Origin of the sequence: Brevibacillus migulae (assembly GCF_004521915.1) — a bacterium.
Taxonomy (GTDB): domain Bacteria; phylum Bacillota; class Bacilli; order Brevibacillales; family Brevibacillaceae; genus Brevibacillus_F; species Brevibacillus_F migulae.
Genome location: NZ_SDKD01000001.1, coordinates 257,693 through 272,563, shown reverse-complemented (window position 1 = coordinate 272,563; position 14,871 = coordinate 257,693). Strand labels below are relative to the sequence as shown.

At 52.6% G+C, this 14,871-nt stretch carries 14 protein-coding genes; 3 read left to right on the top strand and 11 right to left on the bottom strand.

Annotated features, from left to right (window positions below):
- Window positions 1-3: 3 nt before the first annotated feature.
- The 7 genes from cysT to EIZ37_RS01250 all read right to left on the bottom strand — a co-directional run bounded on the left by cysT (window position 4) and on the right by EIZ37_RS01250 (window position 5,613).
- On the bottom strand, window positions 4-831 hold the full coding sequence (gene cysT / locus EIZ37_RS01280; RefSeq protein ID WP_134682734.1) for a sulfate ABC transporter permease subunit CysT: 828 nt from the start codon (window positions 829-831) through the stop codon (window positions 4-6).
- 30 nt (window positions 832-861) lie between these two features.
- Entirely contained in the window at window positions 862-1,938 is a 1,077-nt protein-coding gene (locus EIZ37_RS01275) for a sulfate ABC transporter substrate-binding protein (RefSeq protein ID WP_235827852.1), read from the bottom strand.
- Window positions 1,939-2,060: 122 nt separating this feature from the next.
- The gene (locus EIZ37_RS01270; RefSeq protein WP_134682733.1) at window positions 2,061-2,258 is read right to left on the bottom strand and encodes a YezD family protein; all 198 of its coding nucleotides are present in this window, start codon (window positions 2,256-2,258) and stop codon (window positions 2,061-2,063) included.
- A 15-nt stretch (window positions 2,259-2,273) separates the two neighbouring features.
- Window positions 2,274-2,690 (bottom strand): RrF2 family transcriptional regulator, encoded by a 417-nt coding sequence (locus tag EIZ37_RS01265; protein ID WP_134682732.1) that lies wholly within the window; start codon window positions 2,688-2,690, stop codon window positions 2,274-2,276.
- A 353-nt stretch (window positions 2,691-3,043) separates the two neighbouring features.
- Entirely contained in the window at window positions 3,044-4,300 is a 1,257-nt protein-coding gene (locus EIZ37_RS01260) for an MFS transporter (protein ID WP_235827867.1), read from the bottom strand.
- Window positions 4,301-4,574: 274 nt separating this feature from the next.
- A complete protein-coding gene (locus tag EIZ37_RS01255; RefSeq protein WP_134682731.1) occupies window positions 4,575-5,015 on the bottom strand; it encodes a DUF523 domain-containing protein in 441 nt (146 codons plus the stop codon).
- A 184-nt stretch (window positions 5,016-5,199) separates the two neighbouring features.
- Window positions 5,200-5,613 (bottom strand): DoxX family protein, encoded by a 414-nt coding sequence (locus tag EIZ37_RS01250; RefSeq protein ID WP_134682730.1) that lies wholly within the window; start codon window positions 5,611-5,613, stop codon window positions 5,200-5,202.
- Window positions 5,614-5,762: 149 nt separating this feature from the next.
- Between EIZ37_RS01250 and EIZ37_RS01245 the strand changes: the two genes are divergently transcribed.
- Window positions 5,763-6,305, top strand: coding sequence for a helix-turn-helix domain-containing protein (locus EIZ37_RS01245; RefSeq protein WP_134682729.1), 543 nt, complete (start codon window positions 5,763-5,765; stop codon window positions 6,303-6,305).
- A gap of 147 nt (window positions 6,306-6,452) precedes the next feature.
- Entirely contained in the window at window positions 6,453-7,751 is a 1,299-nt protein-coding gene (locus EIZ37_RS01240) for an MEDS domain-containing protein (protein ID WP_134682728.1), read from the top strand.
- 125 nt (window positions 7,752-7,876) lie between these two features.
- Here EIZ37_RS01240 and nirD read toward each other — a convergent pair whose 3' ends face one another.
- The 4 genes from nirD to EIZ37_RS01220 are packed head-to-tail and all read right to left on the bottom strand — an operon-like array spanning window position 7,877 to window position 14,007.
- Window positions 7,877-8,197: a nitrite reductase small subunit NirD gene (gene nirD, locus EIZ37_RS01235; protein ID WP_134682727.1), complete on the bottom strand. Its 321-nt coding sequence runs from the start codon at window positions 8,195-8,197 to the stop codon at window positions 7,877-7,879.
- Window positions 8,198-8,224: 27 nt separating this feature from the next.
- Window positions 8,225-10,657 (bottom strand): nitrite reductase large subunit NirB, encoded by a 2,433-nt coding sequence (gene nirB / locus EIZ37_RS01230; RefSeq protein ID WP_134682726.1) that lies wholly within the window; start codon window positions 10,655-10,657, stop codon window positions 8,225-8,227.
- Complete coding sequence (gene nasC / locus EIZ37_RS01225; RefSeq protein WP_407921105.1) at window positions 10,626-12,821, bottom strand: assimilatory nitrate reductase catalytic subunit NasC; 2,196 nt, start codon at window positions 12,819-12,821, stop codon at window positions 10,626-10,628. The genes nirB and nasC overlap by 32 nt, the downstream gene beginning before the upstream one ends.
- Window positions 12,802-14,007: a nitrate/nitrite transporter gene (locus tag EIZ37_RS01220; protein ID WP_134682724.1), complete on the bottom strand. Its 1,206-nt coding sequence runs from the start codon at window positions 14,005-14,007 to the stop codon at window positions 12,802-12,804. The genes nasC and EIZ37_RS01220 overlap by 20 nt, the downstream gene beginning before the upstream one ends.
- A 283-nt stretch (window positions 14,008-14,290) precedes the next feature.
- Between EIZ37_RS01220 and EIZ37_RS01215 the strand changes: the two genes are divergently transcribed.
- On the top strand, window positions 14,291-14,851 hold the full coding sequence (locus tag EIZ37_RS01215; RefSeq protein WP_167568588.1) for an ANTAR domain-containing response regulator: 561 nt from the start codon (window positions 14,291-14,293) through the stop codon (window positions 14,849-14,851).
- Window positions 14,852-14,871: the final 20 nt, after the last annotated feature.

Below are 14,871 nucleotides of genomic sequence, written 5' to 3'. Positions count from 1 at the left end.
TCGTTAGTACGGCAGTTGATGCTTGCTACATCTCCACTGCAGGAGATTGATGAACAGCAGCAGGACAAAGGAGGCGGCCAGCATGACGGTCGCAATCGCCGTCGCCCCGGTGTAGTCGAACTGCTCCAGCTTCGTCATGATGATGAGGGGTGTGATTTCCGTTTTCATCGGCATATTGCCGGAAATAAAGACGACGGAGCCATACTCTCCCAGCGATCGGGCAAACGCGAGCGAAAAACCTGTCAGCAGCGCCGGAAACAGCTGTGGAAAGATCACGCGCCGAAACGTTTGCCAGGCACTGGCGCCCAGCGTGGCGGCCGCTTCCTCCACCTGCTTGTCGATCTCCGCCAAAACCGGCTGGACGGTCCGAACTACGAAGGGAATGCCGATAAAAATCAAGGCGACGACCACACCTAACGGGGTAAAGGCCACCTTGATGCCCCATGCCTCCAGATACTGGCCGATCCAGCCGTTTTGAGCAAACACCGCAGTCAGGGAGATGCCCGCCACCGCTGTCGGCAACGCAAACGGAAGATCGACCAGCATATCCAGCACCCTTTTCCCCGGAAAGGAAAAGCGCACCAGCACCCACGCGACGACGAGCCCGAAGACACTGTTGATCAGCGCCGCACTCAAGGCGGAGAAAAAGCTGACCCGGTAGGAAGCCAACACCCGATCCGCCGTGGCGATTTGCCAAAACTGCTCGAAGCTGAGCGAGGTGGTTTTCAGCAGGAGCACCCCGAGTGGTATCAAGACCAGCAAACTCAGATAAATAACCGTGTATCCCAAAGTAAGCCCAAAGCCCGGGATCACTCTTCGTTGTTTCCCCATGTTCGTCTCCCCAGCACCTTTCCCTGAGCGTTATGGTTGGTAAATCTGATCAAAGAGAGCGCCATCCGCGAAATGCTTCTCCTGTGCGTTTTTCCAGTCGCCCGCCACATCCTTGATCGTGAACAGCTCGATTTTCGGGAACTTGTCTTCGTATTGCTTCGCTACCGCTTCCAGACGCGGGCGATAGAAATTTTCCGCGGCTATTTTTTGTCCTTCCTCGGTGTACAAATATTTCAAATACGCCTCTGCGACTTCACGCGTTCCCTTTTTATCGACGACTTTATCCACTACGGCGACGGGCGGCTCAGCCAAAATGCTGGTCGGCGGAGCGACGATCTCGACTTTGTCTTTTCCCAGCTCGTTCACGGCCAGGAACGCTTCGTTTTCCCAGGCCAAGAGCACATCGCCAATACCTCGCTCGACAAAGGTTGTCGTAGCGCCTCGAGCGCCGGAGTCCAGCACCGGAACGTTTTTATAGAGCTGCTTTAAAAATTCGCTCGCTTTTGCCTCATCTCCGCCATACTTCTTCAAGGCGAAGCCCCATGCCGCCAGATGGTTCCAGCGGGCGCCCCCGGACGTCTTGGGGTTGGGCGTGATGACCTGCACCCCTGGCTTCACCAGATCATCCCAGTCTTTGATTTGCTTTGGGTTTCCCTTGCGCACCAGAAAGACAATCGTGGATGTATACGGAGAGCTGTTGTCCGGTAACCGCTCCTGCCAATTTGCAGGAATCAGGCCGGGCGCTGTCAAGGCATCGATATCATACGCCAGTGCGAGCGTCACGACGTCCGCTTCCAACCCATCGATAACCGAGCGAGACTGTTTCCCCGAGCCGCCGTGGGACTGCTTGATCGTTACATCCTGCCCTTTTGTTTGCTTCCAGTGCGCAGCGAAGCTTTTGTTAAACGACTCATACAGCTCCCGCGTCGGATCATAGGAAACGTTCAGCAATTCAACGGCGGGAAGAGATGCGGCTTGCTTTGGTTCTTGCCCGCTAGCTGCGCTGTTAGTGCCAGCCACCGTCGCCGCACCACCTCCTCCGCAGCCTGCAAGGCCGAGGAACAGAGTTCCCGCCAGCATGAATGAAAGGTACTTTTGCATGTTCATCTTTCTTCTCTCCTTTTTCGATAGACCCACTTAAGAATGAAATAAAGGGAAAAAGGCTCCGCAGACCCGTGCATGTACACGTGTCCGGGAGCCTTCGGTTGTCCGATCAGCTGCGCTTTTCTCTATTTTTTCGTATAACTCGGTTTTGCCGCGGTCTGTGCTTTCTCCAACGGAAACCGATGCTTCTCCAGCCGTTCAATCTGGGTGATCTGCGAATCGTGCACCACGATCTGCACCGAGCCGTATTCCAGCCCTTCCAGCGCACGCACAATGCGCTGCAGCCATTCCTCACGAGTGTCCCGAGCGTTAGACAATGACATCCTGTTCTCCTCCTATCATCGACTAAACCTTCTATCCAATAAGTCAGCCAGTGTCGTCTCCTCCAGGATTTGCGCGACTGTGTCACGTATTCGTGTCCACAGCGGTTTCAACAAACACGTCGGCTCCAAAATACACGGCTCATAAGAGGTAATGCTTGCACAACCCATCGGTGCCAAGGGGCCTTCCAGCCGGCGAATGACATCGCCGATATTGACATCGGCGGGGTTCGTCCGCAGGGAGTAGCCTCCTCTGGATCCGCGTTTGCTTTTGACGTGCCCGAGCATTTTCAATTGAAGGAGGATCTGCTCCAAGTAGCTGATGGGGACCAAGGTTTTATCGGAGATGTCTGCAATGGACAGGACCTTCCCCTCATGCTGACCCAGCACCAACAGAGCACGCAATGCATATTCGCCTTTGCTCGAGATTTTCATGCGCCTTCCCCCAACTCGATCATCTTGAGTGATTTAGTAAGGATTCAGGGTCGAGATTACCAAACCTTGGGATTGAGTTTAATCCAATAATTCCGATCAGTCAAGTATGAATATTCTTCTTTTCCTCCAATTTTCACTATTTTCTCGATCCATTCGCCTATTTAACTCTATTCCTGTGCCACTGTGCGGGTGACTAGGTACATCCGCTGCTTCGCAAAATGGGCGCTTGGAAAGTTGAAAACTTGGCTTCGCAAGGCTTTGGCGGAGCCTGGCTGCACTGATGAGGATAGGAACTTTTTCCACCAAAAAAAAGGGATACGACCGCAGCCATATCCCTTTCCCGTATTCAGCTATTATTCATTTCCCTCTGCCATCCTTTGCGGAGAAACCGTTCGCTTCAACAACGGCACCAGGACAATGATTCCAAGTACGAACAATACGGTAGACACGCCAAAGATGGATACGAGCGAAAACACTTCTTTCAGCTTGCCTGCGAGCGCCATCGTCAGGACCATCGCCCCCATGAAAAGCGGGTTCAAGATCCCGTTTACGCGCCCGACAAAGGCAGCCTCTGTATTCTGCAAAATCATGGTATTGATCCCAATGTGGACGCAAGGCATGACCAGTCCGACGAGGAATTCAGCCGCCAGTGTCAGCCACATCTCGGTTGACAACCCCATGATAAAAATGCCACAGGAGCTCACCGCCATCCCAAAGATCAACAGCTTCAGCGGATTCGCATTTTTGACCAGCCCCATCAGCAAGCCTCCGCCTACGATCATCGCAATCCCATGCGCCGCCATCAACCATTGCAGCTGCTCCTTCGGCAAACCGAGACGCTCTGTCACGAGAAAGATTGCCAACGGCTGGGTAAAGCCAATCGCAAACCCGGCAGCAGCAAAACAGCCGCCAAGTCGGGTCAGTGCCTGATTGTCCAGCACATAGCGGAAACCAGCTTTCATCTCCTGCCAAATCGAGGTCGCCTCTTCCTTCTTCTCCGGCTCATGATCGGGAGGCAGCATGACAAGAACCGCAGCGGACAGCAGGAATGCGACACCCATAATCCCAATCGCCGTATTGATGCCGTAGTGCTGATACACAAACGTGCCGAGGACAGGGCCGAGAATCATAAACAATGCAAAGAGCGTCTGATACATCGACATCCCCATCTGGATCAACGCTTCCGGGACGTGCAGTTTAAACAGCTTCATCCCTGCAGGCTGGGAAAACTGCGAAAGGATGGAAGAGACAAGCGTCGCAAAGAAGATCGCTTTCCAGCCTCCAAATACAAGCGCGAGCAGCACCACAAAAATGGACACAGCGCTCAGCACATCACACCAAACCATCGTCAGCTTGGGACGCCAGCGATCTGCAAAGGTCCCGCCGATAAAGGAGAAGAGAAAGATCGGGGCAAACTCCGCCACCGATATCAGCGAGACAGCCACAGGGTCTTCGTTCGTCTTTTCCATCACGTAGAGCAAGATGGAGTAATTCCGTACCCAAATGCCAATTTGGAGAAAAAGAGCAGAAAGCAAGATCGTGCGCACCACGCGATTATGAAACAAATCCATCATCGACACTTTGGGCAGCGAATTCTCTTCATGCTTCATTTGATTATTTTCCAAAACAAAAAACCTCCTTACCCAGTTCATCTGGACAGGAGGCAGAGCGAACACAAAGAAACGCAGTACCAAGGGTCATGGGTACAGCCTTTTGTGCCAATGAAAAATGCTCATACTAATCCCATCCAGAAAAAGTTCGTAAAAATCGACTACGAATGCTTTTTGGAAAATCGGATTAGTAGATCATCGGCCCAAAGGTCACCCTTCCTTGTAGAATTATTCCAATCATACCTGAACATGTAAAATGGATGCAAGTAAAATTTTATAAAGAATGCTCGGAGGAGACCTCAATTCCATTGCGCGCAAACAACGCAGCCGTGACGCCCATTCCCTTTACCTTTTTGCCTGTAAAGCTGCCATCATACAGGTATGTGCTGCCACAGGAAGGGCTGTTTTCTTTGAGGATCGCTTTTGTCACCCCTGCCTTTTTCGCCAGCCGCAGCGCCTGCTGGGCACCCGCGATAAATTGCTCGGTTACATCATTCCCTTGATTGTCCATCACCCGGGCTTTTCCATCCAGCACGTCAAAGCCATCGCCACCAACGATTTCCGCTGGATTTCGCGGTGTCGACAGTCCGCCCAACTGTTCGGGACAAGCAGGGATCGCCTCTCCTTTTTTCAATAGATCCTGATGGTCCTCTTGCACTGCTTTTCCGTCATATCGGCAATGGCAGCCTGCCAGACAAGCGCTCATGATGTGCATAGGAGACACTCCTTTCGATTTTCACCATACGAAAACAAGGATCGTTTTCCTTCCCTACGGAAAGAAACGACCCTTTTTATCATCCAAGAAATGTCATTCTTTGTCCAGCTCTATCTGTCTGTCAGGCAAAATTCCATGCATGCAGACTAGTATTCCCTGATGCAGCAATTGCGCTTTGCGCGTCTTAGGACAGGATGTTACGCGTCGACTCTTTTTTGCTCCACAGATTGGACAGAGCGTAGCTTTGATCGGAAATGATCAGGTGCAGAGCGATCAACAGAAGCGCCAGATCCAGCTCATAGCCTGCTCCCTGGCCGTTCCCCAACAGTCCCCCGCTGAGTTTCACCTTGAGCGTAGCACCGGCCATCAGCAAGGCGAAAAGAACTGCAAACACGCGTGTTCCCACACCCAGGATGACCGCGATACCGCCGATCAGTTCAAGATAGGCAACAACATACCCCAAGAATCCTGGAAGACCCAGGCTGCCGAAAAATCCGGCGACATTATCCAATCCCATCTGCAGTTTGGCAATCCCATGCACCATAAAAATGACCCCAAAACCAACTCGAATCAACGTATGAATCAACTTCTTGCTCATTTTCTATTCCTCCCAAAGGTTTTTAAATACAAAACTATTATTCATATGATACTGCGTAAATAAGTTACCACCATCCCGCATAGACTGTCAATGATTTTTTTGTTAATATAAATATTAGTTTTTTAAATGAAAACGAAAAGGTGAGAGTCATGGATATCGGTTCAGCGATTCGCAGCATCCGCAAAAAACGCGGGATCACCATCGCACAGATCTGTGAAGGAACAGGGCTGTCCAAAGGGTTTATGAGCCTGATTGAAAATAACAAAACATCCCCTTCGATCGCCACATTGGAAAGCATTGCGGAATATTTGCAGGTGCCGCTTCCCTATTTTCTCTTGAAGAAAGAGGAGCGGATGAAAATCGTCAAAAAAGACGAACGGAAAGTCAGCTTGTACGGAAAAGATAATATCCGTGTGGAAACGCTGGGAAAAGAAGGGGGATTACAACTATTATTAATCGAAATTCCGCCGGGTTATCCCCAAAACGAAGAAACAAACGTGCATGATGGCGAAGAGGTTCACTATGTGCTGAAAGGAAAAGTGCTTGCACAGCAAGGCGAGGATATGGCGGTGTTGGAGGAAGGAGACACTTTTTCCTGGAAGGCCTGTTCTCCCCATATCGTCAAAAATGTCGGTGATGAGACGGCTGTCCTGCTGATCGCAAGCTATGCCGACAGTCGAAAAGAAAGCTGAATACGCAAGGGAAACCGATTGACAGCAGTTGTTGTCGAATCGGTTTTTTTGTTGGATAGAAGTAAACGATTCATGACTGGAAAGAAGGAACTTTGTTGGGGGAATCGAACATGTACTGTGATGCAGCTCTAGACACAGGAGGATTCCATGAATACATTAGTGCCGCTGACCAGTTTCTTGCATGTAAACCAAGGCTCCCATATCCTCTATTTTTATCATTCCATAGAAGGATACATCGAGAATGCGATCTCCTATATCACGTCAGGACTGGAGCTTGGTCACCACATTAATTTCATCGATTCACGCGAACGCTGGCAGCTTGTGACGGACAGGCTGGGCTCCGTTGATCATAGCCGCATTCATTATATTGACAATTATGAATTTTATGAGATGTATCAGGACTTCCATTTCAATCGCATACTGTTGAACTTTCACAAAGTGATTGACCCATTTTTGCAGCAAGAGCTTACAGTCCGCATATGGGGTCATGTTGACTGGATGGAGCAAGAAGACATCATGAGCAAATTGCACAAGTATGAATGCAGCTGCGATATCACCATTTCCGATGTCGGCTACACCACTGTATGTGCCTATAACAGCAACTCAGTTCCAGCCACCATTTTGATCGAGATGTCGAAATGCCATGAATATGTCATGACGGATGACCAACTCGTCCAAAGCTCGCTTTACAAATCATCCGACCAGCACCCCCCCATCTCTTTTCCGTCTCTGTCCATCCAAAAAACGATCGACTCGGAAATGGATTTATACAAGCAAAAGCTGGACTTCGTGCATGTCGTCTCCCATGAAGTGAGGAATCCGTTGACGGTGATCAAGGCCTACGCCAGCATGTTGCGTGAAGAGGAGCAGGATGAACAGCGGCGTCAAAAGCTGGAAGCCATCAAAAACTATGCCGTCGTCATTGATAACGAAATCTCGCACATTATCCATACAGAACAAATGCTGTCCACTGATGCGCTTTGGCAAAAAAAGCGGATCCTGGCCGGCCCTGCAACGAATGACGTGATCGATATCATGAACATCAAGGCCCAGACGCAAAACATAACGCTAAGGACTGATATCCAGCTCACCGGCAATGAAACGTTGTCCAGCAACCTGATGGGCTATAAAATGATCGTCTCGAATCTGTTAAGCAATGCGATCAAGTACAGCTACGAAGGAGAAACCGTAGCAGTCGAGGTACGCGCAGAAGCAGGCTCCTTGGTCATTGAAATCTCAGATACGGGAGTCGGCATGTCCGAAGAACAGATTGCCAAGCTGTACCATAAGTACGAAAAGATCAATCAGGAACAAAGCGGTCAAGGCATCGGTTTGTTTATGGTAAAACAATTGGTTGACCACTTTGAAGGAACGATCGACGTTCACAGCAAGCTGGGTCTCGGCACTACTTTTCGTGTATGTCTCCCCCTCTATCAGCAGAATTGAAAATAGTTGGTCGAACAGCCCCTCTTTGGGCAAGCGCCATTCGCTTGTCTGGGAGGGGCTACTTGTGATTTGCCATTCCAAAAAGCTCCGCCAAAGCTTTGACGGAGCTTTTCTTCCATCTGACGCTATTGCAGCTGCTCAACCATCTCGATGCACAGCATGCCATCCCGCAACCGGATCGGATACGTTTGGACACATCCATGATCCGGCGCTTGTACCTTTCCATCCTCCAGACTTACTTTCCAATCATGCAGCGGACAATAGACAAACTTCCCGCTGATGATCCCTTCCGCCAGCGGCCCGCCTTTATGTGGACAACGGTTTTCCACCGCCCGATACTCCCCGGTTGACAATCGGAAAATGACGATTTCCTGATCCCCTATGTGAACGACCTTGCCGCTGGCTGGCGGAATTTCTCCGAGATTTCCCACGATTACTTGTTTCAAGCTGCCCCTCTCCCTTCTTTGCCACTCTTATGGCGAGACGTGTATCTCTTCGTACATGGTTTTGCGCAGTCGTTCATTTTGCGTGACCTCCTGCCATGGATCGGAGAGCTGAGCCAATGCCACGTCGACCCGTGCCAGCAGCTCCCGGCGATATTCCCGGTCTTCCACGACCGCTTGGCGAATCGCGGTGAGGCCTAACCGTTCCACCCATTCGGAAGTCCGTTCTCCGTAACGCCCGGTTTCCCGATAATATTGGAGATATGCCCCGGTGATTTCCAACACCTCCTCAGAGGTCTTCACCTTGCACAGCAGATCGCCGGCCCGCAGCTTGACGCCGCCATTGCCGCCTACATACAGCTCCCAGCCGCCGTCAACACCCACGACTCCGAGATCCTTGATGCCCGATTCCGCACAGTTGCGCGGGCAAGCCGATACGGCCATTTTGACTTTTGCCGGGGTCTGCAGCCGTTCAAACCGTTTTTCGATGTCAATCCCCATTTGAATGGAGTTTTGCGTACCGAAGCGGCAGAAGCTTTCTCCGACACATGTTTTGACGGTTCGCACCGCCTTGCCGTACGCGTACCCAGAAGGCATGCCCAGCTCGCTCCAGATGGCAGGCAGGTCTTCCTTTTTCACACCCAGCAGGTCAATTCGCTGTCCGCCAGTCAATTTGACCATGCGCACCTTGTATTTTTCAGCCACATCGGCAATCCGGCGCAGCTCCTCGGGCGTGGATACACCGCCATACATCCGCGGTACGACCGAGTAGGTCCCGTCATTTTGAATATTGGCATGCATCCGCTCATTCACAAAGCGAGATGTCCGCTCATCCTCGTGCTCCTCGGGCCAGACCATGCCGATGTAATAGTTCAGCGCAGGGCGGCATTTGGAGCAGCCTTCTTCATTTTTCCATCCCAGCACATGCATCACTTCGCGCGTGTGGGTCAGGTGCTGTTCGCGGATCGCCTGCACCACCTGATCGCGGGTAAGCGTCGTGCAAGAGCAGACCGCTTCCTCCGGCGCCTGATCAGCTGCATACTCTTCGCCCTTCACATGCTGGAGCAGCTGCGCGACGAGCGGCTTGCAGCCCCCGCAAGAACGGGAAGCTCCCGTGCATCCTTTGATCTCGTCTACCGTCGAGAGATTTTTGTCCTTGATCGCAGTGACAATCGCTCCTTTCGTGACCCCATTGCATCCGCAAATGAGCTCGTCGTCCGCCATCGAGGCTACGACGGAGCCCCCGTTCCCTGTTTCCTTTTGAGCGCCCACCCCCGTAAAGAGGCCATGGATCTCGGGAGTTAATTCCGCCTGCTCCCGTACCCATTTGAACACGCGCGAGCTGTCCGAGGTGTCCCCGAAGAGGACGCTGCCTACAATCTTGCCATCCTGAATCACCAGCTTTTTGTAGATCCCCGTCCACTCATCATGGACACGAATCGCGCGGCGGTCCGGGCGATCGGTAAAATCACCGGCGGAAAAGACATCGACCCCGGAAATCTTTAATTTTGTGGAGACGACCGAGCCTTTGTAAGGAGCGGTTTCGACACCGCACAGGTGCTTCGCAAGCACGGCTCCTTGCTCCCACAGCGGCGCCACCAGGCCATAGACGATGCCTTGGTGCTCTGCACACTCGCCGACAGCATAGACATGCGGGACGCTCGTTTCCATCCAGTCATTGACGACGATCCCCCGATTGACCTCGATGCCGCTAGCTTTGGCCAACCCGACATTGGGACGAATCCCAACCGCCATCACTACCAGATCAGCAGGAGCTGTCGTGCCGTCCTTGAATTGCACGGCCGTGACCCGCTCTTCCCCAAGCAACTCGGCTGTCTGTTTTTCCAGAAGGAACTTCATCCCTTGCTGCTCCAGCTCCGCTTGCAGCATTTTGGCAGCGGTCGGGTCCAGCTGTCTCTCCATCAACGTATCCATGAGATGGACGACAGACACGTTCATATTCAAATGCAATAATCCACGGGCTGCCTCCAGACCGAGCAGACCTCCCCCGATCACGACGGCATTCCGATAGTGCTTCGCTGTCTCGATCATCGTCTCGGTATCCTTGATATCCCGAAAGGCAATGACCCCTTCTTTATCTGCCCCCGGCACCGGCAGCATGAAAGGAAGGGAGCCTGTCGCGATGATCAGCTCGTCATAATCCGCTTCCATGCCAGCGTCCGTGTACACTTTTTTGGCATCGGTATCAATCTGTGTGACTTCGATTCCCGTATGCAGCCGGATGCCCCGCTCTCCATACCACTCCCAGTCGTTCAGGACGATCTCCTGCATCTGCGCTTCTCCCGCCAGGACGGAGGAAAGCAGGATCCGATTGTAGTTGGGATGCGGTTCTTTGCCAAAAATGGTGATCTCAAATCGATCGTCGGCCAGCTTCAGGATGTGCTCAATGACGTTGACCCCCGCCATCCCATTACCGATAAGCAACAACTTTTTCTTTTTCATCTTCCATCTGCTCCTCTCCTTGAATGGTCGCGTGAATCGGCTCTACGCGCACTGCACATGCCTTGAAGGATGGCATGCCGCTCTGCGGATCCATCGTCGGCAGTGTCAAACGATTGATGCACTGCTCATCTCCCCAGTGAAACGGAACGAAAACCGTATCGGTGCGAATGTCGGCTGAAAACCGGACCGCCAGCTGAATTTCTCCCCGTCTGGATACTAGCCTTGCCCGCTCTCCCTCCTGCAGCCCGCACTTCCTCGCGGTGTCGGGATGAATCTGCACAAATGGCTCGGGCACTTTTTCCCGTAGTGCCGGTGTCCGCCTGGTCTGGACCCCGCTGAGGTAATGCTGCATGACGCGGCCCGTAGTAAGAATGATCGGGAATTTGTCATCCGTAGGCTCTGCGGGAAGCGTCCGGGATACGGCGATGAGGCGGGCTTTGCCATCCGCATGATAGAACCGCCCATCCTCAAACAGCCGGACCACTCCCGCCTCCTCTTCCCTTTTGCACGGCCAGAATACCCCGTTTTCCTGCTCCATCCGTGCATAGGTGATGCCGGAATAGTCGGCGATTCCTCCCTTGCTGGCGATCCGCAGCTCCTCGAAAATCTCCTCTGCCGATGCGTAGGAGAACCCTTTTCTTTTTCCGAGGGCCACCGCCATGTCGCACAGGATCTGCCAATCCAGCCTCGCCTTGCCAGGAAGCGGACTGACGGCCCTGCGCAGCGTGACCCTGCCTTCCAATGTCGTCATCGTCCCTTCGTCCTCCAGATGGGAGGAACCGGGCAGGATCAGGTCGGCCAGCTTGGCGGTCTCCGAATAATACAAGTCGATGACAATCAAAGCATCCAGCCTTTTCAAGGCTTCCTCCACCAGGTGGGCATTCGGGTTGGACACGACCGGATTGGAGGAGAGCACGATCATACTGCGGATGTCGCCCCGCATGATCGCGGGAAACAGCTCGTAAGCCGGAATCCCTTTACGCGGGAGCTTGCTCTCTTTGATCCCCCACACCTGTGCGATGTGGCGGCGATGCTCCGGATTCTCGATCAAGCGATAGCCCGGCAGCTGATCCGCCTTCTGGCCATGCTCACGTCCGCCTTGCCCGTTGGCCTGACCCGTGACAGCGCCATAGCCATTGCCCGGTGAGCCGATTTTGCCCGTCAACAGGACCATATTGAGATAGCTGCATACATTTTTCACACCCGTGGCATGCTGTTCGACCCCTCGCGCCGTGAAAAGCATGCCGCTTTCCGCTTTTCCGTAAGCGCGGGCGGCCAAGCCGATCATATCGACAGGAACACCGGTAATGGCGGCCACCTGCTGCAGATCGATGCTGCGCAGGTGCTCGAGCAGTTCCTCCGCACCTGTCGTATGTTGCTGGACAAAGGTCTCGTTTACAAAACCTTCATCCACGATCACCTTCAACAGACCGCTTGCCAGAATCGCATCTGTTCCCGGCTTCAATTGCAAATGCAGATCGGCGATTTTGGTCGTGCCGGTGACCCGCGGATCAATCGCGATGATCACTGCGCCATTGGCCTTCGCTTTGCGCAGATAGGCCATCATCGTCGGCTGGCAGTCCGCGATGTTCGTGCCTGCCAGGATGACGCATTTGGTTAGCAGCAGGTCCGAAAGCGGATTGGTCATGCCCCGGTCGATGCCGAACACTTGATTGCTCGCGGATGCAGCCGACGACATGCAAAAGCGGCCATTGTAGTCGATATGTCTGGTCTGCAGGGCGACACGGGCAAATTTCCCGAGCAAATAGCTCTCCTCATTGGTCAAGGAGCCGCCGCCATAGACGCTGACGGCATCCTTGCCATACTGTCTTTGCAGCATTTTGATTTTTCGTCCAAACCAATCCATCGCTGTCTTCCATGAGACGGGCACATGCTTGCCGTTGCGGCGCAGGAGCGGCGTCTGCAATCGGCCTTTATCCAATGCCGGAGTATGGGACTCCATCCCTTTTACGCACATTCTGCCTTGATTGACGGGATCGGCTTTATGCGGTGTGATGACATGACGAGATGAATAGTAGGAGTGTTCTTTATGCACCTGCATGCTGCATTGCATGCTGCAGTACGGGCATTGGGACAGAGCGGTTTCGGTACGCGAATACTTGCTGGCCAGGTCGCGGAAATGGTCAAGGAAGTTGCTCTGCAACCCGCTCTCTTCTCGCATAGGCGAACCTCCCTCCCACAGCCAGCATCATCCAGGCTGCAATCGATACGATAATCGTCAAAAACAACAACCCAGCCGTATAGGTACCCGTCAATTCCTTGAAGAACCCGAGGATGGTCGGCAGGAAGAAACCGCCGATACCGCCTGCAGCGCCTACAATCCCTGTAACGACGCCAATTTCCTGTTGGAAACGCAGCGGCACCAGCTGAAATACAGCGCCATTTCCCATGCCGTATCCCATCATGATCAGGAACAGCACCGTCATTTGCAGCCAGAAAGGGAGCAGCTGGGACGAGACACTGAGCAAGATCGCGATCAGGAAAAACAATACTTTGAGCACTGCCACGCCGCCGACCCGGTCTGCCAGCCATCCGCCGATCGGACGGCATATGCTGCCGGCCACCACGCACATCGTCACGAAATCCCCGGTACGCACCGAATCCAATCCATACTGGTCATGGATGAAGATGGGCAGAAAACTGGTCATGCCGACAAAACCGCCAAAGGTGATGAAGTAGAAAAAGTTAAACAGCCATGCATCCTTCTCTTTCAGCACTTGCATATATTCAGTCGCTTTTTTCGGAGCTGGTTGATTCGGGGAATCCTTCGCGATCAACACAAACGTCACAATAACCACGAACAGCGGAATCATCGCCAAACCGAACACCGGATGCCAATCGCCGAAGTAATTGGCCAATCGCGGGGCGAACAAGGTCGCAAACAGCGTACCGCTATTCCCCGCTCCGGCTATTCCCATCACGAGCCCTTGATAATGCGGAGGATACCAGCGGCTGGCCAACGGCAGAGCGGCCGCGAAGCTGGCTCCGGCAATCCCTAGCAAAAACCCGTATGCATAAAGCTCAGGAATCGAACCGGCAAATAACCATAAAGCTGCGAGCGGAATCATCGTCAGACACATGCCCAGGATCGCCGTTTTTCTGCCGCCGATCGTATCGGTCAGCACCCCCATCAGAATGCGGAAGATGGAGCCGCCGAGAATCGGGATGGCAACCATCAAGCCTTTCTGCGACGGCGTCATCGGAATCTCCTGTGTAATGAACACGCTTGTCGCTCCCAGCATGACCCAGAGCATGAAGCTGACATCAAAGTAAAGCAAAGAGCCTAGCAGCGTCGGCCAATGCCCCTCTTTCCAAAAACCTTTTTTCATTGGACTTCCCTCCTCTTTGTATGAAACCAAAAAAAGCCTATCCATTGCGTTCATGGATAGGCCTCATTGCCAATTGCGATACACCGTTGTATCGCGCACGTTTTTTATTGGGAACAGTGTATGACATGGAAATACATTTGTCAATTACATGTTATGAAATTTAACATTAAAAAAGCGTTTATCAAAAAAATAACCAAAAACATCCAGACATCACCAAAGTTTTATGTTATATTATCTTACATTATTATTTTTGAAAAATCAGAAAAACGGGAGGCATTCTGTCATGATCGAGTCCCTTTCCTTAATTGCGGGCCCGCATCCATCCCACCCCGCAGCTGCGCTCTTATCCCAAGCCGGTTATGACGTGAAGCTGGCTCCCTCGATCGCCGATGTGCATCCGCTGCGGCCAGCCACACACGCCGTCATCTTGCCGGTCTCCTTTCTTTCGCTGAAGAACTGGTCCTGGGAGCAGCTCGCCGTCTCTGTGCTGCCGGTAATCTGGTGGTGCGAGGAAGCCAACAATCCGCTCCCCGCTCCCAAAGAGATCCAGCCGGACGGCATCTTGTTTTCCTCCATGTCCGCCCAGCAAATACAGTGGTCCATTCATATAGCCGCCAGCCAACATGCCAAACGCCTGGAGCTCACGCGGGAAAAAGAAGCCCTGCTGCACCGGTTGGAGGAGCGGAAATGGATCGAACAAGCGAAAGGCATTCTGTGTGAGCTGAAAAAAATATCCGAGGAACAGGCATATCAATTCCTGCGGCAGCAAGCGATGAATGAGCGCAAGAAAATGGTCGACGTTGCCCGTTCCATTGTAAATGTCTATCGGTTGATTCACGGTTAAGCGTAGTCTGGGGGGGATAA